The sequence below is a fragment of the Asticcacaulis sp. W401b genome (assembly GCF_046503825.1).
Classification (GTDB): Bacteria; Pseudomonadota; Alphaproteobacteria; order Caulobacterales; family Caulobacteraceae; genus Asticcacaulis.
Genome location: NZ_JBKFEE010000026.1, coordinates 1 through 22,987 on the forward strand (window position 1 = coordinate 1; position 22,987 = coordinate 22,987).

The window sequence follows — 22,987 nt, forward strand, 5'->3', positions numbered from 1 at the left end:
CTTGTCGACGATCGTCTGGCGAAGCGCACCTTCGATGGTCGCCCCGGCCTGACGCCGGTTGAGAACAATCGGCTGGTCATAAAAGATCGACCATTGGTCCAGAATATGAGGATATGTCCCGATGGCAGGACCCTTTCGGCGGGGATCCAGACGCGCATTCCACAGGCGGCGGGTGGCGTCGAGGCTCACCATGTCGGCCGACGCATAAAGGCCGGGCCCCCAAAGGCCGACAACCCGATGCTGGCGCATGAACCGCACAACCTCGTCATTGGCGGCGCGTAGCCGGGGCTCGGACTCCAGTCGCAAAACCATGCGCCCCAGAACGTCGGCGTCAAGGAACGGCACCATTCGAACTAGGTCGGCCATGGTCAGGTCGGAGCCAAGCGCCAACAGCGCCGCGTATAGGGCAATCAGTTCGTCTTCCGAGTGAGGGGCCCTTCCAAGGATCGCCCAAGAGAAACGCGTGCTGGCATCGACCTCGATGATGACGTCCGACAGCTGGGTGGCGCCGAACGACGCGGCAATGGACCGCTTGGCGCTTTCGACAGCCGGGCGCATAGCGGCCGCTAATCGCCGTGTAGAGTTTGATGATCGGATCTCGCCCGTAATGTGCATTTACTTCCCCGGCGTTCTCGGCGGCCGCACCTAGAAAGATGTGCTGTCCGTCGGAAGAGGAAATCGTAGGCGAGCCGAAAACCGTAGCAAACGCGTCTCCATGTTGGGCCTCGATGAGTTTCGCCAGCGCCAGCGCGAAAGTGTCCTCACGGAAGTGCCAGATGGCTGTTTGTTGTAACTGTCGGCGCGTGCGGCCAGGACTGGCTTGAGCCATTTTGCTGAGACCTAAGTTGGTCGCTTCAGCGATGAGCGCTGTGAACAAGGCGCGCTTGTCAGTACAAGGGCGCCCCGTCTGGAGATGCTCGAACGCCTCCGTGAATCCTGTCATTCGGTCTACGTCCATTAAAAGGTCTGTCAACCGGACCGTCGGCATATGACGTGACAATACGCCGGCAAAGGCCACAGCTTGCTCGCTTTCCTCAGTGAAGACCGCTGGCACTCGAAGGCCTTTCGCGCCGATGCGGGTATCGCCCCGATTAGACGCCAGATGTTTCGCCGCTGCCTGTAAGGATGTCTCAAGTTCAGCCTTACGCGCGGCGATATAGTTCCAGAAATCCGGGTTTACTGCGATGGGCAACGTGCCGGACGTCTGAATCAACTCGAACTGGCCGCGAGGAAGCAGGTATGTATCAATAGTCTTATAGGCCCGTGAGCCGACGACCGTCACGTCACCCGACGCGAGGCGTGCTTTGAGCTCCAGCAGAAAATGGATTTCCATCATTTTGTGATCGGAGCCACCGTCGGCCGTCACAATCTGGTGACGGACACGCGACGGCACAAACGGAAGGAACTGCGCAGCCCAATCCGCTTCAGTCATTCGGCCCGGACTGCGGTGCCACCGCTGGCTCAATCCAAGGAGCGCCTTCACCAAGCCCTGATACCCTGCCGATGCCTTGAACTCGAAGGCGGCTAAAAAAGGCGACGCATAGCGCCGTATGGCGGCATATTCGGGACGTAGGTCAACGAGCAGATTGTTCTCGGCAGACAACCGGCGTGTTGGATTAACACTGCAGACAACGCTGCGGATTTCGTCCCATGTGGTGAACGCGGTGATAGCGGGATCAAGCGCTTGACCGGCGTCATGAGCATCTACAATTAGGGCTGTCAGATTTCGCAGGAAGGCCAAAGCGTCCTGACTATTCGCCGCCTCCTGCCGGGCGCACTCCTCGCGCCGACGGTGGGCCCGGCGTACAGAGCGGGCGATCAAAGCCTCGAACATGTTTATTGCCTGATCTGTCAGGTCCAGTCCCAGCTCAAAAACTGTGGCTGCGAGTGTTGTGTAGCGTCGCGGCGCATTCATTTGCCTGTAGTTCTGGGCGGTCAGACGTTTGCCTTCGGCCGCCAGATTGACACGGCGGTCCATACCAATCAGTTCCGCGATCTTAGGAGTCATGTCGATCTTCCGAATGAGATCTAAACGCTGAGTGATCCCAAACATTGTCCGGCTGCCTTGTGGTCCCGGCGGTTCGCGTAGCCATGAAATCTGATGCAATCGCCCGTGTACCGGTTTGTCTGAGACCAGCGCATCGAGTGCACCTTTGGAGAGATCTGTAAGGGAGGCGTGAACGCCGTCGTAGAGATGGCTCTCCGCTTTATGAAGGGCTTGCGCCACCAACCTTTCCAATACGCTAATGCCCGGTATGATGATCCGCCGCCGCCGCATTTCCTCTGCCAGTGAGAATACCAGGGGGCGCGCCTTGGGTGTGGCAATTGCCATGCCTCGCACCCAGTTCAATAGCTCGGCCCGATGGGGCTGGGTCATTTCCTGAAAGCCGTACGCTCGCCTCAGGACGTCCAGATGCTCCGAGCGTGTCGCCGCCCGTTTGCAGGCGTCCAGCAACACGTCCGAGCGGGTCGCTAACTGCTCGGCAAGGAACCGCGCGGCTTCCACCGGGATTGTGTCCCCGGCGGCAATAAGTCGACCGGGGTAACGCAGGGAGCAGAGTTGTAGAGCGAGCGCAAAGCGAGTCTCAGCCTTTCGGCGCGTGTTGATCAGGACGAGGTCCTTCGGATGAAGCGTCCAGTGCTCGATCAGTAAGGGTTCATGGATGGGATGTGAGAGCAATCCCGCTCGCTCTCTGGCCGTGAGGATGGATTTTCTGGGCATTGTCGGAACCCTCCGCAGCGGAGATAAGAAAGCAGCAACACAAGCTTCCGCCGCACTGCGTCAGGAAATCAGGCCCGATGTACTTCGCTTGCTCGCCCCGGTTGGGCCGGTAGGCTGTCGGCGGGTGCTTTAGGAGAGGGTCTCGGCGTGAGGCAATGCACTATGTCAACTGGGTTGTCGGCGTTGAAGGAGGCTGGCCCATCGAGCGCAAGAATGGCGGAGCCGATCTTACTCTGCATCGGTGCTGATCTCCCAAGGAGCGACACAATTCAAACTTCGTTTGTCGTCCCATGGGTTATGGGACCTGCTGCGGCGTTACATCTTGTCAGACCTGACGCCAGGTGTTTGGCAAAAAGTCACCCCCGCCGGGACGCGGCTCTAAACTCGGGCTCCTATGAATGGTCCATCGAAGGAAGACTCCGCGCCGGCGGGATGTACATAGCGCTCGGGCAGGTTCAGAAATCGGTGTCGGTGTCCATTTTTTCTCCGCACAATCTCCACCTAATCCTAACCTTCGAACGCTATGCTAGGTCCGGGAGCATGACAACGGTCAGTTTCGGCACGACCACTGGGCAGGCGCCATCTTTCACAGTTCAAGTAGGGTTCGTTTCCGTTGTCACTTATCCGATCCAAGGGTAGCTGGCACCAAGCCCACGGCAGAACGCCGCTAAGATTCACCGGGAAGAGCATGCAAAAGAACTCGATGCAACTCATAACTTTTCTCGGTCTAATGCTTCCGTGCCTCCTGATGTCAGCCTGCGCTTCCATCAAAGCCGTGTCCCCGAACGAAGCCCATCTGACGGGTGCGTTTATCGCGACCCGCGCCGAAATTCTGGTCGCCACGAACCGAAAAAGGGACGATCCCCCTAGCACCAGCTTTTCGGGAGAGAGGGATGTCGAGACCCATCTGGTGGGGGTGACGGTTTCAGTTCCGCCGCGAGCCAATCGCAGACCTGGACAGCTTAAATGGTCCACATCGTCAAAAGCAAACGATGAAAAGGTGTTCCACCGCGTTGGCATGTCCGAGCTCGATAAAGGCGACCTAGAGCAATGGTTCCTCCGCCACCCGCAACAGCAATCAGGCCACGTTTTCCTTTTTGTACATGGTTACAATACGAGGTTCGACCCTGGTATCTTTCTGCTCTCGCAGCTCGTAACCGACACTGGGGTGAAGGCGATGCCGGTTCTGTTTTCCTGGCCCTCGCGGGGTAAGCTTTTGGCTTATAACTATGATCGCGAAAGTGCCATTTACGCCCGCACCGCTCTGAGCGAGGCGATTGAAGATATTTCCGCCGTGCCCGAAGTGACCCAGATAACCATCCTGTCGCATTCGATGGGCGGATGGTTGACCATGGAATCCTTGCGAACTTTGGCGCTCAAGCACGGAACGGTACCGGCGAAGGTTCGAACGGTCGTGCTCGCGTCACCCGACATCGACATTTATGTGTTCGGCGAACAATTCACCAGCCTGGAAACAAGCGGGATCGATTTCACGATTCTCATCTCAAAAGATGATCTGGCGCTGCGCGCCGCCAGGTGGTTGGGGGGTAATGTCGATAGAATGGGACGCATCGACCTTAAAGAGGCTGAATATGCCGAACTGTCTCGGCAGTCGGTTGTCCGGGTCATAGACGTTTCGTCGATCGAAACCGACGCCGTCCTCAACCACCGCAAGTTCGCCGAGAGCCCGGAAATCGTCGGCGTACTTGGCAGAAATCTCTTAAACGGCCAACCCTTGTCAGACAACGACGCGGGCCTGCTCGAGCGCCTTGGCGTGCTGATTGTAGGCGGCACCAAAGCCGCAGTCGAAACCGTCGATGACGCCCGCAACCAAGTGAAAGCCGCGATTGATCGCAGTAAGTAATCAAATCCCCCACTTGTCCGCCAAATCTCCATCGAATTTCAACGGAATCTCCACTCTATCGCGCCACTATCGGGGCTTTGTCCGGGATCGCTGCCATTTTGGCAACATGCACCTACGCCCGGACGTCTATATCGTAGTGAACTCATGGACGTCGCAAACCTGACATCGACATCATCTGGGATTGTCCCTCCGCACGACCCAGGTCCAAACTGGCAGCGACGATATTGGGCGGTATTCACAGGCCAGGCGTTCTCGCTGGTCGGCTCGGCCCTTACCCAGTTTGTGCTTCTCTGGTGGATCACCGACACGACAGGCAGCGTCTCCGCGCTGGCAGCCGCCGGAATGGTGGCTTTATTGCCCCAGGCGCTGTTAGGCCCATTGGGTGGGACGCTGGCCGATCGCTGGGATCGTCGAGTGATTATGATTGCAGCCGACGCTGTAAGCGCTCTTTGCATGCTAGTTCTGATCGCTTTGTTCCTGACCAATGCCGTGGAACTCTGGCACCTCTACACAATGATGTTCGTACGCAGCTCAATGCAGGCGTTTCAACAGCCGGCGGCCGCCGCCAGCACTGCGATGCTCGTTCCGGAGAGCTTCTTGTCTCGGGCGGCGGGGCTTAATCAAACACTTGCCGGCATCATGACGGTAGCCGCAGCACCTCTAGGCGCGTTGGCAATTAGTGTTATGCCAATTGGCTACGCGCTGGGTATTGACGTCCTGACTGCGGTGATCGGTATCCTGCCGCTTCTTGTCTATAGCATACCTCAGATTAAGGCGGCCCCAGACAAGGCCGGTGGTCTTTGGCAAGAGTTTCTGGAAGGCGTTAGGGTGGTGTGGAACAACCCGGCACTCCTTCGTCTCTACGGCCTGATCGGCGCCGTCGTTCTGATCATCATGCCCTCATTCACCCTAGTTCCCCTTCTCGTGAAGCAGCATTTCAACGGCGGCGCCGTTGAGGTCGCCTGGATCGAAAGCATCGGCGGCATCGGTATGATCGCCGGTGGACTGCTGGTTACAGTGGTCTCGCCGAAAAAGCGGGTGATGTGGATATTGGGAGGTTTCGCTATTTCATGCCTGAGTCTGGCCTTGATGGCGCTAGCTCCCGCCAAGATGTTCGCATTGGCGATTGCGTGGTGGGCACTAAGCGGCGTAGCTTATATTGCGGGTAATGCGCCTTTCATGGCGCTCCTACAGTCTCTGGTACCGAACCAACTCCAAGGCCGGGTCCTGTCTCTTTTGTCCACGATCATGGGGTTGGCCGCACCTGTCGGACTGGCGCTGGCGACTCCGCTCGGAGAGGTTCTCGGTATCAGATGGTTGTTCGTTACTCTGGGCATCTTAGGGGGAGTTGTGACTCTTCTTGGGTTTCTGTCTCCGATAATTCGACGCGTGGAACAGTCTCGGTGACCCTCCGAGACGCCATTCGCATCACAGACGTACAGCCGCAGGCTCGCTGAGGGGACGGCCGTGAGGTATGATCAACGAGAACGTATGGCCAGATGGATCTTTTGAATAGGAGGCGGTGCCCCCGTGCGCCTCGCCGATGGCACGGACAGCAGAGAGCCCGATGCCCATGCCTCTCGTGGTGTCCTGATCGGGTTGGCCGCGCTGATAGGCTTCGAAGGCAATTTCGGCCAGCGCGTCATCCATGCCCGGTCCCTGATCGGTTACTGATATACGGATAGCCTCTTCGCTCGCCGATAGCCTTAAGCGCAAGGTGCAGGGATCGGCATACTTCAAAGCATTATCGATGAGCGCCAGCATGCCCTGGCGGATGCGGGCTGCGTCGACTTCGGCGATGCACCGCTGCAGGTCTAAATCAAGCCAGAAACCAGCCTCAACGACCCTGGATTCGAGGAAGAGTGCGAGGCTTTGCATCTCGGCCGCCAGATCGGTCGGCTGACGATTGAGCCGCAAACTGCCGCCATAAAACAAACTGACCGTCCGCAAATCCTCAATAAGACGCGCGAGCCCCTCAGCTTGCTTGTGAAGGCTATGGAACAACTCGGGATCGGGCGCGAAGACGCCATCGCGTAGCCCCTGTAAACGTCCCATCAGAATTGTGACCGGGGTGCGCAACTCATGTGCAATAAGACTGTTCCACAGTGTCAGATCGTCAGATGCCTTCTGCAAGCGTTCAGCGAGCGCATTGAAATTGTCGACCAGCGCCGCAGTTTCGCCGAGTGTCCGATCACCCGGGACGGCGCGGGCTGTCAGATCGCCGCTGGCAACGCGCTGGGCCCCGTCCGCGACCGAGTTCAGGGGAAGAACGATCCGACGCGCAAGACGGGCCGACACAAACATGGCAACCGTCAACCCAAGCAGACAGAATCCGAGGAGTAATAGAAAATCCAGGCTGCTAGGGACGGTGGCCGTCATATCGACAAGATGAGGTGCAATCGTGAGTGCCACCGCGTAGAAAAAGTAGACGCCAAGGATTGAAACCAAAAGCATCGAAACCGTAACCAGAACGGTTGATCCAACGATCTGGTTGGCGAGACTTTTGGTGGTCTTCATGCTCTTGGTGCCAATCTATAGCCAACGCCCCGAATGTTGTTCACCATTCCCAAGGCTCCCGCCATGTCAAGTTTACGTCTAAGATTGCTCAGGTGACTATCGACCGTGCGCTCCAACGCATCCCCGCCCGGCAGGCAGGCATCGACCAATTCACTTCGTGAGAACACGCGCGTTGGATTGCGGGCCATGTGCACGAGCAGACGGAACTCAGTCAATGTGAGATTCAGTTGCGTCTCCGCGCCGTCAGCCACCCGCACGCCGACCGTATGGCCTTCGAGATCGATTTCAAGTCCGTTGGTCCTCAACAGGCCCTGTTTCCCAAGGTCGCCGGCCCTGCGCAATACCGCATGCACGCGTGCCACGACTTCAACGGGGTTGAAAGGCTTTACGACGTAGTCGTCTGCGCCGATGCGCAGAGCCTGCAGCTTGTCCAGATCCTGATCGAGAGCCGTAGTCATCACCACCGGAGTCGATCCCCGTCGACGGAGTTCAGCGAGAACGCCCCATCCGTCGAGCTTGGGAAGCTTAACATCGAGTAAAACCAGGTCTGGCTTGAGTGCCAAATGGAAGTCCAGAGCCGTAAGACCATCCGAAGCGCGAACCGTCCGGAATCCTTCACGATCAAGATAAGCCGCGAGGACTTCCGCGATTTCGGCTTCATCCTCTACAATAAGTATAAGTGCGTTCATGAGCTGAATTATAATCTCTCCGCGAGGGCAGTACCACAATTACGACACGACGTTATCCAAGCTCCACCATATCTCCACATTTCCTCCACACAACCTCGACGCTTGCGAGATATGGACCCGCAAAAGCCCGAAGTGGGTCTGTTGTTTGGAGATTGAGATGTTTGGACGAATGCCAAACAAGATGTTCGTGACTGCTGTTGCTGTTGCGGCCCTCTTGTCCGCGTGCGGTGAGATGCCATCGGAACCGCCGCCCGGGCCGGCGCAGGTTCGCGTACTAAAGGTCGTGGAAGGCGCGGCGACACTGAGCGATGAGCTTCAGGGACGCGTTGTTGCGGTGAAGACAGCGGAAATTCGACCGCAGGTCAGTGGCATTGTGCTGAAAACGACATTCACGCAAGGCTCAAAGGTGAACGCGGGTCAGCTACTTTTCCAGATCGACCCCTCTACCTTTAAGGCGGAAGTCGCGACCGCGCAGGCCGCGCTCAAGCGCGCTGAGGCGACCTACAAAAATGCGCAGCTCCAGGTCTCGCGCCTCAAGCCCTTGGCCGAAAGTGAAGCGGTCAGCCGACAAACCTACGACAATGCTGTGGCGGCGCGGGACGAGGCTGAAGCCGATTTGACCCAGGCTCGAGCGACGCTGCAACGTCGCCAGCTCGACCTTCGGTTCGCCGGGGTCACGTCACCTATCTCTGGCCTTATCGGCGCGGCAAATGTCACAGAGGGGGCACTCGTCGGCATGAGCGACGCCAAAGCGATGGCGACGGTTCAGCAGATCGATCAGGTTTATGTCGACGTCCGTCAGCCCATGGCGAGGCTGCAGGCACTCCGAGCGGCCACGAAGAGCGGGTCAAGTGCTGACGGTGCGCCTTTGGAAATACTCGATGCCGATGGACAACCCTATGCCGTGAAAGCGAAGCTTTTGTTTTCAGACATAAGTGTCGACCCTCAAACGGGCGATGCCATAGCCCGCATTCTTGTCGACAATCCTGAACAAGCGCTCCTGCCGGGCATGTTCGTGCGCGCACGTCTGCCTCGTGCAACCGAACGAAACGCAATACGCGTGCCTCAACAGGCCGTCCAGCACGACGCGGGCGGGAACGGTTACGTGACTGTCGTCGACGGCAAAAAAAGTGCGGTCCAACGTCAGGTCAAGGTGAGCGACGTCGTAGATGGAGAATACATCGTCCTCGAAGGCCTGAAGGCCGGCGATGAGGTCGTTGTCGAAGGCATGGATCGCGTCACGCCGGGCGCGGAAGTCAAGGCCATCCCCTGGCAGCCAAAATCGGCCGAGAAGTAAGAGACGAACATGCCCCAGTTTTTCATAAACCGCCCCATTTTCGCTTGGGTGGTCGCCATTGCGATCATCCTGGCGGGTGTGCTTTCAATCCCCAAGCTTCCCGTTGAGCGCTTCCCGTCCGTCGCACCGCCAAGCATCAGCATCTACGCGACTTATCCAGGTGCCACCCCGCAAACCATGAACGATTCCGTGGTGGGGTTGATTGAGCGCGAACTTTCGAGCGTCAAGAACCTCCTCTATTTCGAGTCCTCGATGGATACGTCCGGGACAGCGACGATCACGGCGACCTTCCAACCTGGAACGAACCCGGAGCTGGCTCAGGTTGACGTCCAGAACCGCATCAAAACTGTTGAGCCGCGTCTTCCCCAGGTCGTTCGCCAGAACGGCTTGGCCGTTGAAGCCGCCTCGTCCGGCTTCCTGATGATGGTCAGCCTGCAGTCTGAGGGCGGGCGTTATGATGAAGTGGCTTTGAGCGACTACGCTACCCGTAACCTGGTCGAGGAGCTCAAGCGCATTCCGGGCGTGGGTCGGGTGCAGAATTTCGGGTCTGAACGGGCTATGCGCGTCTGGGTCGACCCGAACAAACTTACCGGATATGGCCTCACAATCTCCGACGTCACCTCCGCTATCGCCGCGCAGAACCTGCAGATTGCTCCAGGCGCGATCGGCGGAGCTCCCACGCGCGCGGATCAACGCGTGACGATCCCGTTGGTGGCGCACGGTCAGCTCGAAACGACTGGTCAGTTTGAGCGGATTGTTCTGAAGGCAAATGCCAACGGATCGAAGGTCGTTCTAGCAGACGTCGCACGGGTCGAGTTTGGCGCTCAGTCTTTCAATTTCTCGTCCAGACAGGATGGGAAGGCGGCGGCGACGCTGGCCTTGCAACTTGCACCGGGCGCCAATGCGGTCTCGACGGCTGACAAGGTCGCGCAGAGGCTGGATGAGCTCGCTGTGAACCTTCCCAAGGGCATGACCTACTCGGTTCCGTTCAACACCGCCCCCTTTGTCAAAATTTCGATTGAGAAAGTGGTGCACACGCTGGTCGAGGCAATGGTCCTTGTCTTTCTCGTGATGTTCCTCTTCCTTCAAAACGTTCGATATACGCTCATTCCGGCCATCGTTGCGCCTATCGCCTTGCTGGGCACCTTTGCGGTGATGCTGATGGCCGGGTTCTCGGTGAATGTGCTCACCATGTTCGGGATGGTCCTCGCCGTGGGTATCATCGTCGACGATGCCATCGTCGTCGTGGAGAATGTTGAACGTATCATGGCAGAAGAGGGACTGGGGCCTAAGGAGGCCACCCAAAAAGCCATGCGTGAGATCACCGGCGCAGTCATCGGGATCACGCTCGTGCTCACGGCGGTATTTCTCCCCATGGCTTTGGCCAGCGGCTCGGTGGGGGCCATCTACCGGCAGTTCACCGTGTCGATGGCCGTCTCAATTCTGTTCTCCGCTTTCCTTGCTTTGAGCCTCACGCCCGCGCTGTGCGCAACGCTCCTGAAGCCCATTGCCGGGCATCACGAGAAAAAGGGCTTCTTTGGCTGGTTCAATCGCGGCTTCTCGCGAATGACCAATGGCTACGAGAGCTTCGTTGGAAAAACGCTGCGGCACAGCCGCGCGGCCATGGCGACCTTTCTGATCATCTGTGGCTTGTTAGGCCTGTCCTTCACCATTCTTCCGAGCGCCTTCTTGCCGGAAGAAGATCAAGGGTACTTCATCACCTCGTTTCAGCTCCCATCCGACGCTACGGAAGCCCGAACGCTGGACACGGTTAAAATGTTCGAAAAGCACATCGGTGGCCGTGAAGATGTAAAAACCAATACGTCAATTCTCGGTTTCAGCTTCTCCGGCTCCGGGCCAAACTCCGCCATGGCCTTCACCGTCCTCAAGGATTTTGAGGACCGTAAGGGCACTGCGCAAGCAGAGTCCACAGAGGCAGGAAAGGTGATGGCTGGGGCGAGTGAGGGCACGGTTATGTCCATGTTGCCGCCCGCAATCGATGCTCTTGGCAATTCTTCCGGCTTTTCAGTCCGACTACAGGACCGTTCCGGCCAAGGCTTTGCCGCACTCATGGAGGCGCAGGACAAGCTGCTGGCGCTTGCGGCCAAAAGCGAGAAAGTCGTGTATGTCTATCCGGAAGGGTTGCCGGCCGGAACGGTTATAGATCTAGAGATTGACAGAGAGAAGGCTGAGGCGCTGGGTGTATCGTTCTCGACCATATCGGATACACTGTCCACCGCGTTGGGGTCGGCCTACGTGAACGATTTCCCGAACAACGGTCGTCTCCAGCAAGTGGTTGTGCAAGCTGACGCGCCCTTCCGGATGCAACTCACGGACGTTCTCAATCTCCATGTCCGAAATGAATCCGGGTCGATGGTTCCGCTGTCTGCCGTAGTGACGCCCAAGTTCGCAAAATCGGCGTTGCAGCTCATCCGGTACAATGGCTATCCGTCGGTTCGTATTTCGGGCTTCAACAACTGGGGCGTCTCCAGTGGCCAGGCCATGGAAGAGATGGAGGCTTTGGCAAAGCAGCTGCCTCCCGGGTTCACGCTGGATTGGACAGGGCAATCGTTGCAGGAAAAGCTTTCAGGCAATGAAGCGCCCGCTCTGCTCGCTTTGTCGATGGTGGTCGTGTTCCTCGTGCTCGCTGCGCTTTACGAGAGCTGGTCAATTCCATTATCGGTCCTTCTAGTTGTCCCCCTGGGTTTGATTGGTGCCGTCGCTGCCGTCCTTCTGCGCGGTTTGCCTAACGACGTCTTCTTTAAGGTGGGTATGATCACGATCATCGGGCTATCTGCAAAGAACGCCATCCTGATTGTCGAGTTTGCCAAAGCCTTCCGGGAGCAGGGCATGAGTTTGATGGATGCGGCGATCAAGGCTTCCAAGCTTCGCCTCAGGCCGATCATCATGACCAGTCTGGCGTTCACCTTGGGCGTTGTTCCCCTGATGATCGCAAAGGGCGCCAGTGCCGAAACCCAGCACGCAATCGGCACAGGGGTATTCGGCGGAATGATCACGGCTACCGTGCTCGCGGTAATCCTTGTGCCCGTCTTCTACGTGGTCGTTGTCGGAATTGCCGAGAAGTTCAAGCGCAAGCCCAAGCCTTCACCAAATCAAGATGTAAGTTCCGGAGATCAGGAACATGCGTAATATTCTACTGAACACCTCTCTCGTTGCACTTCTGTTGGCGGGCTGCGCTGCCAATCCGCAGGCACTCACTCCGGCAGTCTCGTTACCGACGACTTACAGCCAGCGCCTTGACATTGACACCGGAAATGCTGCCGACGCCGATTGGCGCGCGATCTTCAATGACGCCCGCTTGCAGGCGCTCATCGAACACGCCGTGCACCAGAACCACGACCTTCGGCTGGCGTTGCTCAATGTCGAGGAAGCTCGCGCGCAGCACCGCATAACAAGGTCCGCAGGCTTTCCCAGTTTGGATGCTAGCGTTTCGCAGACACGGTCGAGGGCCCCTGATCCGTTCTCGGGCCAACTGACGGAGCAGGAACAAAACGGCGCGTCTGTCAACTTGTCAGCCTTCGAACTTGACCTGTTTGGGAGGCTGCGCGCCCAGTCGTCAGCATCGTTTGAGCGCTACCTGGCTACCGAGGAGGGCAGGGCCGCTGCACAAATCGCGCTCATCAGTGCCGTTGCCGAAGCCTATATCAACGAAAGCGCCGCGCAGGCTCAGCTGACTATAACGGAAGCAACGTTAGGGGACTGGCGGCAGTCTTATGAGCTCACTCGGACCCTCCACGCCGCCGGGCAGGTGGGTAGACTTGAGCTGTCACAAAGTGAAGGGCTGGTGCGGCAAGCAGAGAGCGATCTGGAGGCTGCTCGTCGCGGCGTTGCACAAGCAAATGGGGCGCTTCAACTGGTTGTCGGCGGGGCGTTCCCACCCGACTTGCCCAAGGCTCAGGAGTTTATGCGCCTCGGAATTCAGACCCAGTTGCCCGTCGGGTTACCCTCAGACTTGCTCACCAACCGACCGGATATTCGCCAGGCAGAACGTCTCCTGCAAGCTGCGAATGCTGACGTCTACGCGGCACGCGCCGCGTTCTTTCCCCAGATTACATTGACTGGGAATTATGGCGTCGGTAGCACGGACCTGGATAAGTTATTTTCCGGCAATCAACGCGTCTGGTCTTTTACGCCCCAGATCAGTGTACCCCTGTTTCGAGGCGGGGCGTTGAAGGGTGAGCTTCGGCTCGCGAGCGTGAGGCAGTCGTCCGCTGTCGTCACGTACGAGAAGACTGTCGCCGTTGCGTTCAAGGAAGTTTCAGACGGTTTGGCCGCGCGCGCGACATACGCAAACCAAATAACCGCCCAGCAGTTAGCCGTCGACGCGTCCACCCTGCGACTACGGCTCTCGAAAGAACGCTATAAAGCCGGCTTCGATAGCCGTCTTGAACTGCTGGATGCGCAACGTTCCGATTATGCGTCGCACCAGTCATTACTACAAATGAAGCAACAAGAGTACATGGCTGCCATTGCCTTGTATCGGGCGCTTGGCGGGGGCGCTCCGAACGTCGAGCAGAGAGAGCGTTGAATATGGCCCGTCCGGCGAAAAGTGAAAAGGTGGCGATGCGAAGGCGGACACAATCTGACCTGATCGTGGATGCCGCAACACGGTGCTTTCGGCGGGCGGGATTCGACGGCGCATCTACGCAGATGATAGCCGATGAGGCCCAGTTGCCTCAAAGCCTTCTATATCGGTACTTCCGCGATAAAAAGGCCATCATAGCCGCCGTCTCCGAGCGGTATTTGGACGGTCTGCTTGATCACTTGGAGACCTGTGCCGATGGATGCCTGAACCGTTTGACCGATCGGACTCATGTCAATTCGCGGACGGACACGCTTTATTTCGATATTCGCGCATCAGCCGAAAGATGCGAGGAGGTCGGCAAAATACTAAATGACTTTTTGGTGTCCCGCCAGAAGAAGTTGTTTGAAATGATTGTCAACGCCGTGCCCGATTGTGCACCTCAAGAGGCCGTTCGGTTATCCCGGTTACTTGGAGTGGTAATTGATGGTTACTGCTTCAATGCCTTGACTATATCAGAGATCCAAACCACCCATCCCTAGGCTGATCAGGTCACTGGGAAGGGCTGCGAGGTTGCTGCGAGGGAGAGAACGCAGCAACGGCTGTCCCCGTCTAGACCGCCCCCAATCTGGCGGGGACAGCCACTATATTGCAGTAGCCAAGAAGAATCTAAGTGTATTCCTGTCATTAGACCGAGAGTTCGGTCATAAGTGAAGAGATGGGACCGGCTGCACAGGATCTTCACAATGTCTCCATGGCTGTTCGACGTTCATCTCTTAGTTTATTTCAACGCCAAACAGTGGCGTGATACTGACTGAGAGATAATCCCATGACTAAGAAATTGATGGTCACCATTGCCGCTGTGGCAGCCCTTGCTTCTGCCAGCCCCGCCGCATTCGCCGACGCATTTGACGGCATACATGTCGGCGCAGGTGTCGGTTCCAAGAACCTTTCTGTGGACGACCGCCTTCCGGGCCTGAACGTTCGAGCGGATAAAAGCAAGCGCGAAACGAGCCCCCAGATTTTTGCCGGGTTCGACAAGACGATCTCAGACCGTTTCGTGATCGGCGGCGAACTCAATGTCGGCTTGAAAAACCGCGACCTCGCCATTCGCACCAATGCTGTGTCTTACAAAGCGGAGATCGGTAAAACGGTCGACTTGACGGCGCGCGCCGGTGTACTCGCCACGGACAATCTGCTTCTCTACGGGCGCGCCGGGGTGTCCCGTTACAAGGTTGAACGCGAAGCGTTCAATGGTACAACGCGCTTGCTGAGCAGCAAGAAGACAGAGACCCGGCCCGTGTACGGCGTAGGTGCTGAGTACGCGTTTAACGATCACGTTTCGCTGCGGGGCGAGTATCTTCGCCGCAATGGCAAGAACGACCTAAAGTCGGAAGACATCACTGTGTCGGTTGCCTACAAGTTTTAGGGACCACGCCCCTGGGGTGTTTCGCCTCAGGGGCGCGTACTATACGATTGAAGGCGGCGCGCAGCGCTTGCACACTGTTCGATTTTTGTTCACCCATGGATCCGCGGCATTACAATGCCGCTTACAGACCATTAAAAATGGATGCTCTTGAAACTCCGGACAGCCCTGCTAATCTTCCTAGATAAAGCGTGTGCAAATCGCGGCAATCTTGAAGAAGTTCTTATGATGCAGCCAGCCTCGAATGAATGTTTTGACTCGGTGCCAGTAGGCGGGGCCAGAGAGGAAGAACTCGAGCATGATCGCATCGTCGAACAGCTATTGACCAGCATGACCGCGGCAACTGCTCAGCTCAATTTTCTCAAAAAACAGACATGTGGACAGGAGCTGTTGTAAACGCTCGCAATTCGCGTTGTGACTAATCTTTGAGAATGTGGAGGCACGATTCTCAACGCGCTTCAGAAAAGGGTGAGAACTGGCAGCATTTCCCATAAGGTTTCTTATGCGAAAATTTACAAACAATTGTATTTATTGACTAATTGTTCGACCTTCGCCCGTTTGCGCTCTTCCATTTCGTCACTTCGGTCTTCAAAAATAGGTTTTCGGTTCTGGCGAAATCCTGTGCCCGTTTATTGTTCAGAGGCCTGCTTGAGAAATCCAAAACTGACAAGGAAGGCAAAGGCGCCGAGGTTGTGATTGTCTATGGTCGGCATGAAGCCACCTGCCCTGTCAGGGCCTTACGCCAATGGCTCGATAAGGCCTAACTACACCGTCGCTGCGAAAATCGCCAAGTCAAACAACGGATGGTGAACAAAATCGTTGCCATTGACTGTTGTGCAATAAGGGCGCAAGCTCCTCCCGGAACCAATCCGGCACCCTCGAGGCAAGCATGTCATCTGCGCGGAGCTTATCTCTTCACGGCGGCGGCGCCCTGTCCGCCCTTCCCACTCATATCCCAAGGCGTCGGTTATTGGGCGCCCATACACCGCAGCAATCACCTCAATGGTTTCGACCGGTATTTCGCGCACAGTTTCGAAAAATCGCCTGTGCAGCCCGTAAACCTTGAGTTGGATTGCGAAACCCAACCGCTGCGCGGCAGGCTTCGTATTGGCGAGTTCCAACTCCTCTAGAGATAAGCTCCACGCAGATGACATGCTTGCCTCGGAGGATTAGGATTGGTTCCGGGAGGAGCTTGCGCCCTTATTGCACAACAGTCAATGGCAACGATTTTGTTCACCATACGTTCTTTAACTTGGCCATTTTCGCAGCGACGGTGTAGTTAGGCCTAGATGCCGAGAGCGGGAGCCGTCCACCCCATCACCTCAGTCTACGGCCTAGTTTTTATGAGCTGGTCTGTACGACCCATCGATTGTGGTGATGATTTGGGCAACCTTGGCCGCCCCCTCTTCAATGCGCTGGACATCGAATGTGAAATTGCCCTCGTCTCCAGAGGCGCCGCCTTTGGGATAGTACAGCGTGACGAGGTGCGTGCCAATTTTGGTATCGGCGGTATAGCGACAGGGATTGTTGCCAGTTCTTTGTGTAATAAAGAACTGGCAGTTGAAGTAGACTCTTCTTTCGTCTACCGTCTCCCAACCTAAAACGTTGCAGAATACGTGACCTTCTGGTGGATTGGTGCATCCGTTATAAAGATATTGGTCCGCTGCCGCATTAGACTGTAGATCGGGAATATTTTCGTTCGTCTTGAAAAATGCGGCGGCTTGGGTTGGGCGGGCACACTTGCCCGCGCTCAGATCCTGATCAGTGTAGGCGTCATCTATCCGGCTCTCGTTACCGATGGCGGCAACAAGAATCATCTTCTCCGACTCCGCAGAGGCATTCAGGATTTGGCCAGTGTCCATATCAGCCGCATACCAGAACGTTCGAACAAAGCGGTTCGCAGTAGGATAGCTATCGTAGAGACCGAATTCGTAAATAGGGATCTGATACAGTTGTCCGCCAGAGCAAACCGTGCCTCGCTTGACCTCAGCACCTGATACGGTCTTGCCGGTGATGTATTCCCGTCCTTGCAAAGGTCCCGAGCACGCCGCAAAAGCATGCAGCGCTGCGACTATCAAGAGACCTTTCAGCCATTTTGAGTTTTGCGTTTCCAAGTCACCAACCCCAAAACCGTGGACATTTACGGCGCTTCAGTTCATCGCGCTACGACCGCGCGAGAATGCCGACCGAGAGTTTCGTGAGCTTTTGCTAGAGCCATTCGAATTGGCATAATCCCCGCAGACACCTACCTGCCAGGTACAATGAGACCGCGGCACCTCGTAGCCAACCCAGAATGACAATTGCGAACGCGTTTTATATGCATAATTTCCATTCACCCATAACAGGTGACGCATTGCCATTCAATTACAAAACTAGGCCGTAGACTCATAACGCTCTGATCCAGATGCGAGAGGCTGAAATCTTGACAGCGGCAAGGAAGTTGAGGGGATTTTTGTCATACCGCGTGGCAATTCCCCGGAACTGCTTGAGCTTATTGAAGAAGCGTTCGACCAGATTTCTTTGCCTATAGACCCAGCCACTGAAGGCAAAACTGTCCTTTCGATTGCTCTTAGCCGGGATATTGGCCCAGGCCTTCTTTTCGCTGGCGGCAGTACGCAAGGCGTTTGTGTCGTAAGCTTTGTCGCCCAGCACAATGGTGCCTTCCCTCATGGCGCTCAGCATGGTCAAAGCCATTTGGCTATCATGAGCCTGTCCGGCAGTCAGTTCGAGGGCGATAGGTCGCCCTTCGGCATCGACGACGGCATCCAGTTGCGGCGCCAAACCACGCAGGAGCTCAACAAGGGCAAGCCAGAAACAGCCTTGCGCGCGCGGTCTTCCTTCACCGCCTCGGCGAAATCCGCGACCGCACCTATGAAAATCAACAGCATCGCGCCTTCGGGCTTAATCTTCTCGTGACGGCCATTATCCTCTGGAACACAAGGTATCTGGAAAAGGCTGTCGCGGAGCTGTGGGCGCATGGTGAGATTGTCGATGACGCCATGCTGTCCCACCTCTCGCCGCTTGGCTGGGAGCACATTAATCTCACCGGCGACTATATCTGGGCCAGTGAGAAGGAACTGGCCCGTCCCGTGGGTGAACTGCGTCCGTTGAGGACCCTGCAATCTCGGGCACGTATCATCAAGCCGGCGGCGTGATGTTCACCTTTTGTCTGCTTATGCTACAGATTTGAACGTTTGGTTAGTTCGGGCCGACATGCTTCTTCTTGAGCTCCCGGTGGATCGCCGCCCAGTCAGGTTCCGAGCGCCGACGCTGCCCTTGCCGCGTCGCGGCCCTGCCGTAAAGCCGCTGTTCCAGTTCCGCATCCGTCACCGACGCCGACAGCGGCCACTCCAGTCCCGTGGCTTCGAACCGCTTCAGCATTTCCCTGACGGTTGTCTCTCCCATTCCTGATCGACGCGCAACTTCGCGGCCGCTCAGATGGGCTTCAAACTTAAGCTGCAAAATCTCGCGCACGCGTCGCATGGCTACTCTCTCCGTGGGCATCATCCGCTCCTGCAAAAGGAGCGAATTAACCACCAACGGACGCTGCCAACCTCAGCCCACAACTGCGCGGGATAATGTCGGAATCGGTGCGCGCCATCATCTCGGAATGCTGCGCGCCATCATGTCGGAATCCTGCGCGCGATCATCCCGGAATCTGCAGCCAGCGAAGCGATACACGCGATGGCGAAGTGTCTCGACGTCACGGCTGTTCAGACTGAAAGAATGGGCTTGGCGAGCATATCTTTCACAGCCAGTGCAATTGGACGAGCCACTGAGCAAATTAAGGCGGTATCCACCGCACAGAACTTCAGCGACCTGATCGACAAGCAGACCCGTCTCTTCAATGACAACGTAGGCGATTATATGAGAGATGTCTGGAACATGAATGATGTGTTCGTGAAATCGATGTCGGCCATGTACGAGCCAATGCGGATTGGAATCGAAGCCAGCATCAAGGCCACATCCGATACGCGCGAACGGGACGTGGAACCGCAATAGGCCTCTCAGTCACCCAAAAGCGGTTCTTGAAGGGTCGTAGGGACGAGTCCTGTGTAGAGGAGATGGACGGATGACCAAGCCCGTGCTCATCTATGAATTCGACCTGGATGACCTTTTGATGGATCCACTCGTCGCATTGCTCATGCGCAGCGATCATGTCGTTCCAGAAACCGTCCGCGATGACATGTACGCTATTCGCAACCGCATGAGGTGCGAGCTAAAAACCACACATCCTCAGTAAAGTGTAAGATACTTCCGGTCTATCTTCCACGCACCGGACCGGACGGCCAGCAGGTGGCGCGATGGTGTCTGGTCTAATTGTATTGCGGGTTGGTGCTCATTAACGTTACATAAATATCATCGGCCTACGATGAATTCGCCGGAGGTTTGCATGGACGAAGACAGTCTTTCGGAACGCGTTGATGAACTTGAAGCCCTGGTCAACCTTAGCGATGACAAATCCGAGGAAATAGCTGACAGTCATGCGAGTTGGCTGATCGCCAATGAGGCATTGATACATGCAATGCTAAACCTTATGACTGTCTTGACTGATGAGAAGAAATTATTGCTTGAAAATGTCTGGTCATGTGCCCGGGATTACGCACGAGAGCGCTCTCTACTACCTGACCTTGATCCCGATGATGCAGGCCTCCATCGTCGCCATGCCGCCGCGAGGATTGACAATTTGATTGCGCGGGTTGCGGTTCAATGGGGGCTGTTCGAGCACCAGAGGTGACCCTATGTGTAAAGCCTGACCAAATCTGAAGCGGTTGCGTGCGCCGGTGTCAGGGCAGACGCCGATGTTCTTCCCTAAACAGGTTGCTCAGACCAAGCCATTCGGGTTCGGAGGTGGCGATCCGAAAGACGGTTACATTTTCCAGATCACTCTATGCTCGCCCCTTGTCGTAGAAGCAGTTCGCAAAGATATCCGGATCGATCAGCGCGCCCAGTGCATCGACAGTCCCAACGGTGCTTTGGCCTTTCCGGTACCAACCCCGCAAAGGTGCCATGTTAGTTTTGGCCCAGGTCTCATCAATAAAAACAAGGCGACTTGGGTCAAGACGCCCCTGATACATCTTCCATTGCCGACGTCGGCGCTGGATCAGAGGCCGATCCTGTTCGGTCGGCAGAATGCTTTTTTGACGCTCAGACCATCGTCGTGCACAAAGTTCCAGACCGAGCGATAGTCAACCTTCACCCCACGCTCCGCCAGTTCCCGACAAGCCCCATCAGCGTAGAATCACTTCGCGTGCACTCCAGAAGCCAGTCGCGGTTTGCCCGACCAACCCCCCGGGGCTTGTGACCGCCCATCTGGCCCGAACACACACACACACTCCCCTTCGCCTTGTAGCGCTGCCATCACTTAGTAACGCTTGACGGTGCGCGATTGAATGCAGCCCGTGCCCCCTCCCCTGCCATGGCACGTTCACTCTGTTCCCTGCCAGAGGCGCGACGGCCGCTGCGCAGTGGGGAGATTCTGGCCTGCCCCACGGCAACCGAATGAGTGGCCTCTGCGCGTCAGTACTTGACGCTCAAAGTCACATAGGCGCTGCGTGGCGCACCCGGTGTGATGTTGCTGTCGCTGTGGGCGTTCGGATAATAGTCGATATCGAACAGGTTCTCGACGTTCAGTTGAAGCAGCAGTTTCTGCGAAAGCGTGTAGTAAAGCGCGCCGTCAACCCGGGTGTAGCTGTCCAGGGTCACGTCGTTGCTGATCGAGGCATAGGACTTGTCACGGTAGAGCACGCCTAAGGCCGCGCCCAGTTTCGGCGTGAAATCATAGCGATTCCAAAGGCTGAAGCTGTTATCTGGCGTCTGCGGCAAAATGCGGCCTGCAGGCGTCGAGCCGACGGCCTGGACCGTGCGGGCGTCCTGCCAGGCATAGCCGGCAATGACCTGCCACGCAGACGTGACCTGCCCTGCCAGTGATAGCTCCACGCCCTCCATGCGTTGCGCATCTCCCGGCAGCAAGACCAGTTTGGTGCTGTCATTGGGGTCGGTGACCGCCGAATTGCCGCGGTTCAGCCGGTAGGCGGCGGCCGTGAAACTCAGGGCGGGATTAACGTCCCACTTGGCACCGATCTCGTAATTGTGGAATTCTTCTGGATCCAGCGCCTGGTTGCTGACGCTAAGCGAGGCCAGTTGTTCGCCCGAACGCGGCAGGTAGGTCACGCCGTAGCTGGCATAAAGCGACAGATTTTCAGCCGGCTTATAGATCAGGCCTAGTCTTGGCGAAATCAAATCGTCCTGTGAAGACAGATCGCGGGTTTCCGGCGTCGTGGCCCGCAGATTGGTGACCTCCGCCTCGAAGCGGTCGAAACGGATGCCAGCGACCGCCTGCCATTGATCGTTGAAGACGATCTGATCCTGGACATAGACGGCGGTGAAGGTGTTGACCCCTGTGTTCTTCGCGTCCGAAGCGGATTGCGTGAAGGTCATCGGCACCGAAAGGGTCGGCGCGGAAAGGCTAACAATGCAATTGGTCGTCGTGCTTCCGTTCAGGCAGGCGCCGTCGGGCAGGGTGAAATAGCCCGTCTTGCGCAGGTTGTCGGTTTCCTGGCGACCGATTTCCACACCGGCCAGCAGGGTATGGGCGATGCCGCCGGTACGGGCGCTGAAGACCAAATCGGTCTGGTTGAAGACGTTTTCGCGCTTGGTAAGGTTGTTATAGGCGCTGATGCCGACCGTCGTGCCAGCTGCATTCACGTTGCCTGGGAAGACGTTCTGATAGAACTTGTCGTAATTGGCCAGTCGAAAGCGGTTACGCAGGGTGACGCCGGTTTTGAAGCGGTGCTCGACAAAGGCCTGGAAGGCGTTAACTTCGGACCAGGTCGGGCTAAGGGACGGATTGCCGAAGAAGGTTGAGGCGTCAGTTTCGACCGGATGGCGGGTGCCGCCGCTGGCAACGCTGTAGCTGGGAATGCCACGGTCGGCGATGCGCTCATCCTTGTAGAACTCATAGCCCAGTGTGATCAGCGTCTCGTCTCCTGCCCGGAAGGCGAGGGTAGGATTGATCCCCTGACGCTGATAATTCACGCCATCACGGTAGCTGCCGGAGTCTTCCCACAGGCCGGTGACGCGGAAGGAGGCCTCCGCCGCCAGATTGCGGCCCATATCTACGGTGACCCGCTTCTTGTCGTAAGACCCAGCCTGGAGGTTTAGCCGGCCGGTTTCCGTGAAATCGGCGACCTTGGTGACCCGGTTGATCAGGCCGCCGGGGCTGCCCCGGCCGAAGATCATGGCGTTGGGGCCCTTAAAAGCTTCGATGCGCTCGATATTATAGGTGTCACGGTAATATTGCACATCGTCGCGCATGCCGTCGACGAACAGATCCGCCGTTGACGAATTGCCGCGGAACACCAGTCCGTCGCGGTTGCCTTCGCCCTGGGTTGCACCGAAACCCGGCACGTAGCGGACGGCTTCGGCCATCGACTGGATTGCCTGATCGTTGATCTGCTTCTCGCCGATCACCGTGACCGCCTGAGGGACGTTGCTCAGGCTGGTGTAAGTCTTGGTGGCGGTGACGCTGGCCTTGGGATTGTAGCCCGCTCGTTCACCTGTAACGATAACGGTAGTCGCTTCCACATCCTCCGCGGCGGCGGCGGTATGAACGAGAGCGAGCGCCGTTCCGGACAGCAGGCCCGCCACCAGCAAAACGCGGCCGCGCATGAATGTCTGCATTATCGATATCCTTTGTTCTTAAGTGAATGCGCTGATGATGCAAGGCGCATTCCGCAAATGTGTCGCAATAACGACGGCTGCGTATCATTTCTGATAATGAGACGCAAGAACGATGCGGCGGATTTCTTGGATTTTTCTGGAATTTCTCGGGGGCCTAGACTTGGGCCAAACCGGGATGACGGAATGTGGCCTTTGGTCTCTTAATCGATCCCACTCAGTGTTTCAGCGGCTAAAGAAATAAGCTAA

The 22,987-nt window shown here is 56.9% G+C and carries 18 protein-coding genes and 4 pseudogenes; 12 read left to right on the forward strand and 10 right to left on the reverse strand.

What is annotated here, in order from left to right; translation table 11 throughout:
* Together ACK8OE_RS20035 and ACK8OE_RS20040 are read right to left on the reverse strand one after the other, a co-directional pair.
* Positions 1 to 615: Tn3 family transposase (locus ACK8OE_RS20035; protein WP_410274093.1), on the reverse strand; the 615-nt coding region annotated here is incomplete at its 3' end.
* Positions 551 to 2,722 (reverse strand): annotated as a pseudogene (locus ACK8OE_RS20040) (Tn3 family transposase); the annotation flags it as partial. The pseudogene ACK8OE_RS20040 and the gene ACK8OE_RS20035, both read right to left, overlap by 65 nt.
* Positions 2,723 to 3,410: 688 nt before the next feature.
* On the opposite strand from ACK8OE_RS20040, the gene ACK8OE_RS20045 reads away from it, so the two are divergent.
* Together ACK8OE_RS20045 and ACK8OE_RS20050 are read left to right on the forward strand one after the other, a co-directional pair.
* Positions 3,411 to 4,586: an alpha/beta hydrolase gene (locus tag ACK8OE_RS20045; protein ID WP_410274094.1), complete on the forward strand. Its 1,176-nt coding sequence runs from the start codon at positions 3,411 to 3,413 to the stop codon at positions 4,584 to 4,586.
* Between the two features lie 144 nt (positions 4,587 to 4,730).
* Positions 4,731 to 5,993 carry an MFS transporter gene (locus ACK8OE_RS20050; RefSeq protein ID WP_410274095.1) on the forward strand — a complete coding sequence of 421 codons (1,263 nt, stop codon included), beginning with the start codon at positions 4,731 to 4,733 and terminating at the stop codon, positions 5,991 to 5,993.
* A 21-nt stretch (positions 5,994 to 6,014) separates the two neighbouring features.
* Here the strand turns inward: ACK8OE_RS20050 and ACK8OE_RS20055 are convergent, their stop codons facing one another.
* Together ACK8OE_RS20055 and ACK8OE_RS20060 are read right to left on the reverse strand one after the other, a co-directional pair.
* Positions 6,015 to 7,103, reverse strand: coding sequence for an ATP-binding protein (locus tag ACK8OE_RS20055; RefSeq protein WP_410274096.1), 1,089 nt, complete (start codon positions 7,101 to 7,103; stop codon positions 6,015 to 6,017).
* Positions 7,100 to 7,792 carry a response regulator gene (locus ACK8OE_RS20060; protein WP_410274097.1) on the reverse strand — a complete coding sequence of 231 codons (693 nt, stop codon included), beginning with the start codon at positions 7,790 to 7,792 and terminating at the stop codon, positions 7,100 to 7,102. The genes ACK8OE_RS20055 and ACK8OE_RS20060 overlap by 4 nt, the downstream gene beginning before the upstream one ends.
* Before the next feature lie 157 nt (positions 7,793 to 7,949).
* Here ACK8OE_RS20060 and ACK8OE_RS20065 point away from each other — a divergent pair, with 157 nt between their 5' ends.
* The 6 genes from ACK8OE_RS20065 to ACK8OE_RS20090 all read left to right on the forward strand — a co-directional run bounded on the left by ACK8OE_RS20065 (position 7,950) and on the right by ACK8OE_RS20090 (position 15,454).
* The gene (locus ACK8OE_RS20065) at positions 7,950 to 9,089 is read left to right on the forward strand and encodes an efflux RND transporter periplasmic adaptor subunit (protein ID WP_410274098.1); all 1,140 of its coding nucleotides are present in this window, start codon (positions 7,950 to 7,952) and stop codon (positions 9,087 to 9,089) included.
* A gap of 9 nt (positions 9,090 to 9,098) precedes the next feature.
* Entirely contained in the window at positions 9,099 to 12,239 is a 3,141-nt protein-coding gene (locus ACK8OE_RS20070) for a multidrug efflux RND transporter permease subunit (protein ID WP_410274099.1), read from the forward strand.
* Entirely contained in the window at positions 12,232 to 13,638 is a 1,407-nt protein-coding gene (locus tag ACK8OE_RS20075; RefSeq protein ID WP_410274100.1) for an efflux transporter outer membrane subunit, read from the forward strand. Before ACK8OE_RS20070 ends, ACK8OE_RS20075 begins: the two co-directional genes overlap by 8 nt.
* Before the next feature lie 2 nt (positions 13,639 to 13,640).
* A complete protein-coding gene (locus ACK8OE_RS20080) occupies positions 13,641 to 14,174 on the forward strand; it encodes a TetR/AcrR family transcriptional regulator (RefSeq protein WP_410274101.1) in 534 nt (177 codons plus the stop codon).
* Between the two features lie 287 nt (positions 14,175 to 14,461).
* Entirely contained in the window at positions 14,462 to 15,061 is a 600-nt protein-coding gene (locus ACK8OE_RS20085) for an outer membrane protein (RefSeq protein WP_410274102.1), read from the forward strand.
* Positions 15,062 to 15,283: 222 nt separating this feature from the next.
* Positions 15,284 to 15,454, forward strand: a complete 171-nt coding sequence (locus ACK8OE_RS20090) for a hypothetical protein (RefSeq protein ID WP_410274103.1) — start codon at positions 15,284 to 15,286, stop codon at positions 15,452 to 15,454.
* Between the two features lie 368 nt (positions 15,455 to 15,822).
* On the opposite strand, the gene ACK8OE_RS20095 is transcribed toward ACK8OE_RS20090, so the two are convergent.
* The 3 genes and pseudogenes from ACK8OE_RS20095 to ACK8OE_RS20105 form a co-directional block, all read right to left on the reverse strand.
* On the reverse strand, positions 15,823 to 16,212 hold the full coding sequence (locus tag ACK8OE_RS20095; RefSeq protein WP_410274104.1) for a DUF4158 domain-containing protein: 390 nt from the start codon (positions 16,210 to 16,212) through the stop codon (positions 15,823 to 15,825).
* A 180-nt stretch (positions 16,213 to 16,392) separates the two neighbouring features.
* Entirely contained in the window at positions 16,393 to 17,172 is a 780-nt protein-coding gene (locus tag ACK8OE_RS20100) for a hypothetical protein (RefSeq protein ID WP_410274105.1), read from the reverse strand.
* Between the two features lie 271 nt (positions 17,173 to 17,443).
* Positions 17,444 to 17,905 (reverse strand): annotated as a pseudogene (locus ACK8OE_RS20105) (IS5 family transposase); the annotation flags it as partial.
* Between ACK8OE_RS20105 and ACK8OE_RS20110 the strand changes: the two are divergent.
* A pseudogene (locus tag ACK8OE_RS20110) lies at positions 17,842 to 18,213 on the forward strand (Tn3 family transposase); the annotation flags it as partial. The pseudogenes ACK8OE_RS20105 and ACK8OE_RS20110 overlap by 64 nt on opposite strands.
* A gap of 43 nt (positions 18,214 to 18,256) precedes the next feature.
* Here ACK8OE_RS20110 and ACK8OE_RS20115 read toward each other — a convergent pair.
* Positions 18,257 to 18,541, reverse strand: coding sequence for a hypothetical protein (locus ACK8OE_RS20115; protein WP_410274106.1), 285 nt, complete (start codon positions 18,539 to 18,541; stop codon positions 18,257 to 18,259).
* Between the two features lie 165 nt (positions 18,542 to 18,706).
* On the opposite strand from ACK8OE_RS20115, the gene ACK8OE_RS20120 reads away from it, so the two are divergent.
* The 3 genes from ACK8OE_RS20120 to ACK8OE_RS20130 all read left to right on the forward strand — a co-directional run bounded on the left by ACK8OE_RS20120 (position 18,707) and on the right by ACK8OE_RS20130 (position 19,796).
* Entirely contained in the window at positions 18,707 to 19,060 is a 354-nt protein-coding gene (locus tag ACK8OE_RS20120; RefSeq protein WP_410274110.1) for a phasin family protein, read from the forward strand.
* Positions 19,061 to 19,130: 70 nt separating this feature from the next.
* Positions 19,131 to 19,301: a hypothetical protein gene (locus ACK8OE_RS20125; RefSeq protein WP_410274107.1), complete on the forward strand. Its 171-nt coding sequence runs from the start codon at positions 19,131 to 19,133 to the stop codon at positions 19,299 to 19,301.
* Positions 19,302 to 19,451: 150 nt separating this feature from the next.
* Positions 19,452 to 19,796: a hypothetical protein gene (locus ACK8OE_RS20130; protein WP_410274108.1), complete on the forward strand. Its 345-nt coding sequence runs from the start codon at positions 19,452 to 19,454 to the stop codon at positions 19,794 to 19,796.
* A 238-nt stretch (positions 19,797 to 20,034) separates the two neighbouring features.
* Here the strand turns inward: ACK8OE_RS20130 and ACK8OE_RS20135 are convergent.
* Together ACK8OE_RS20135 and ACK8OE_RS20140 are read right to left on the reverse strand one after the other, a co-directional pair.
* Positions 20,035 to 20,416, reverse strand: a pseudogene (locus ACK8OE_RS20135) (IS630 family transposase); the annotation flags it as partial.
* Positions 20,417 to 20,578: 162 nt separating this feature from the next.
* The gene (locus ACK8OE_RS20140) at positions 20,579 to 22,741 is read right to left on the reverse strand and encodes a TonB-dependent receptor (RefSeq protein ID WP_410274109.1); all 2,163 of its coding nucleotides are present in this window, start codon (positions 22,739 to 22,741) and stop codon (positions 20,579 to 20,581) included.
* Positions 22,742 to 22,987 lie beyond the last annotated feature (246 nt).

Excerpts from the sequence above, each read along its gene's own strand:
- ACK8OE_RS20050 (WP_410274095.1), top strand. The coding sequence starts at position 4,731 with ATGGACGTCGCAAACCTGACATCGACATCATCTGGGATTGTCCCTCCG.
- ACK8OE_RS20060 (WP_410274097.1), bottom strand. The coding sequence starts at position 7,792 with ATGAACGCACTTATACTTATTGTAGAGGATGAAGCCGAAATCGCGGAA.
- ACK8OE_RS20070 (WP_410274099.1), top strand. The coding sequence starts at position 9,099 with ATGCCCCAGTTTTTCATAAACCGCCCCATTTTCGCTTGGGTGGTCGCC.
- ACK8OE_RS20080 (WP_410274101.1), top strand. The coding sequence starts at position 13,641 with ATGGCCCGTCCGGCGAAAAGTGAAAAGGTGGCGATGCGAAGGCGGACA.
- ACK8OE_RS20125 (WP_410274107.1), top strand. The coding sequence starts at position 19,131 with ATGACCAAGCCCGTGCTCATCTATGAATTCGACCTGGATGACCTTTTG.
- ACK8OE_RS20090 (WP_410274103.1), top strand. The coding sequence starts at position 15,284 with ATGATGCAGCCAGCCTCGAATGAATGTTTTGACTCGGTGCCAGTAGGC.
- ACK8OE_RS20065 (WP_410274098.1), top strand. The coding sequence starts at position 7,950 with ATGTTTGGACGAATGCCAAACAAGATGTTCGTGACTGCTGTTGCTGTT.
- ACK8OE_RS20140 (WP_410274109.1), bottom strand. The coding sequence starts at position 22,741 with ATGCAGACATTCATGCGCGGCCGCGTTTTGCTGGTGGCGGGCCTGCTG.
- ACK8OE_RS20045 (WP_410274094.1), top strand. The coding sequence starts at position 3,411 with ATGCAAAAGAACTCGATGCAACTCATAACTTTTCTCGGTCTAATGCTT.
- ACK8OE_RS20115 (WP_410274106.1), bottom strand. The coding sequence starts at position 18,541 with ATGCGACGCGTGCGCGAGATTTTGCAGCTTAAGTTTGAAGCCCATCTG.
- ACK8OE_RS20095 (WP_410274104.1), bottom strand. The coding sequence starts at position 16,212 with ATGTCATCTGCGTGGAGCTTATCTCTAGAGGAGTTGGAACTCGCCAAT.
- ACK8OE_RS20075 (WP_410274100.1), top strand. The coding sequence starts at position 12,232 with ATGCGTAATATTCTACTGAACACCTCTCTCGTTGCACTTCTGTTGGCG.
- ACK8OE_RS20055 (WP_410274096.1), bottom strand. The coding sequence starts at position 7,103 with ATGAAGACCACCAAAAGTCTCGCCAACCAGATCGTTGGATCAACCGTT.
- ACK8OE_RS20085 (WP_410274102.1), top strand. The coding sequence starts at position 14,462 with ATGACTAAGAAATTGATGGTCACCATTGCCGCTGTGGCAGCCCTTGCT.
- ACK8OE_RS20130 (WP_410274108.1), top strand. The coding sequence starts at position 19,452 with ATGGACGAAGACAGTCTTTCGGAACGCGTTGATGAACTTGAAGCCCTG.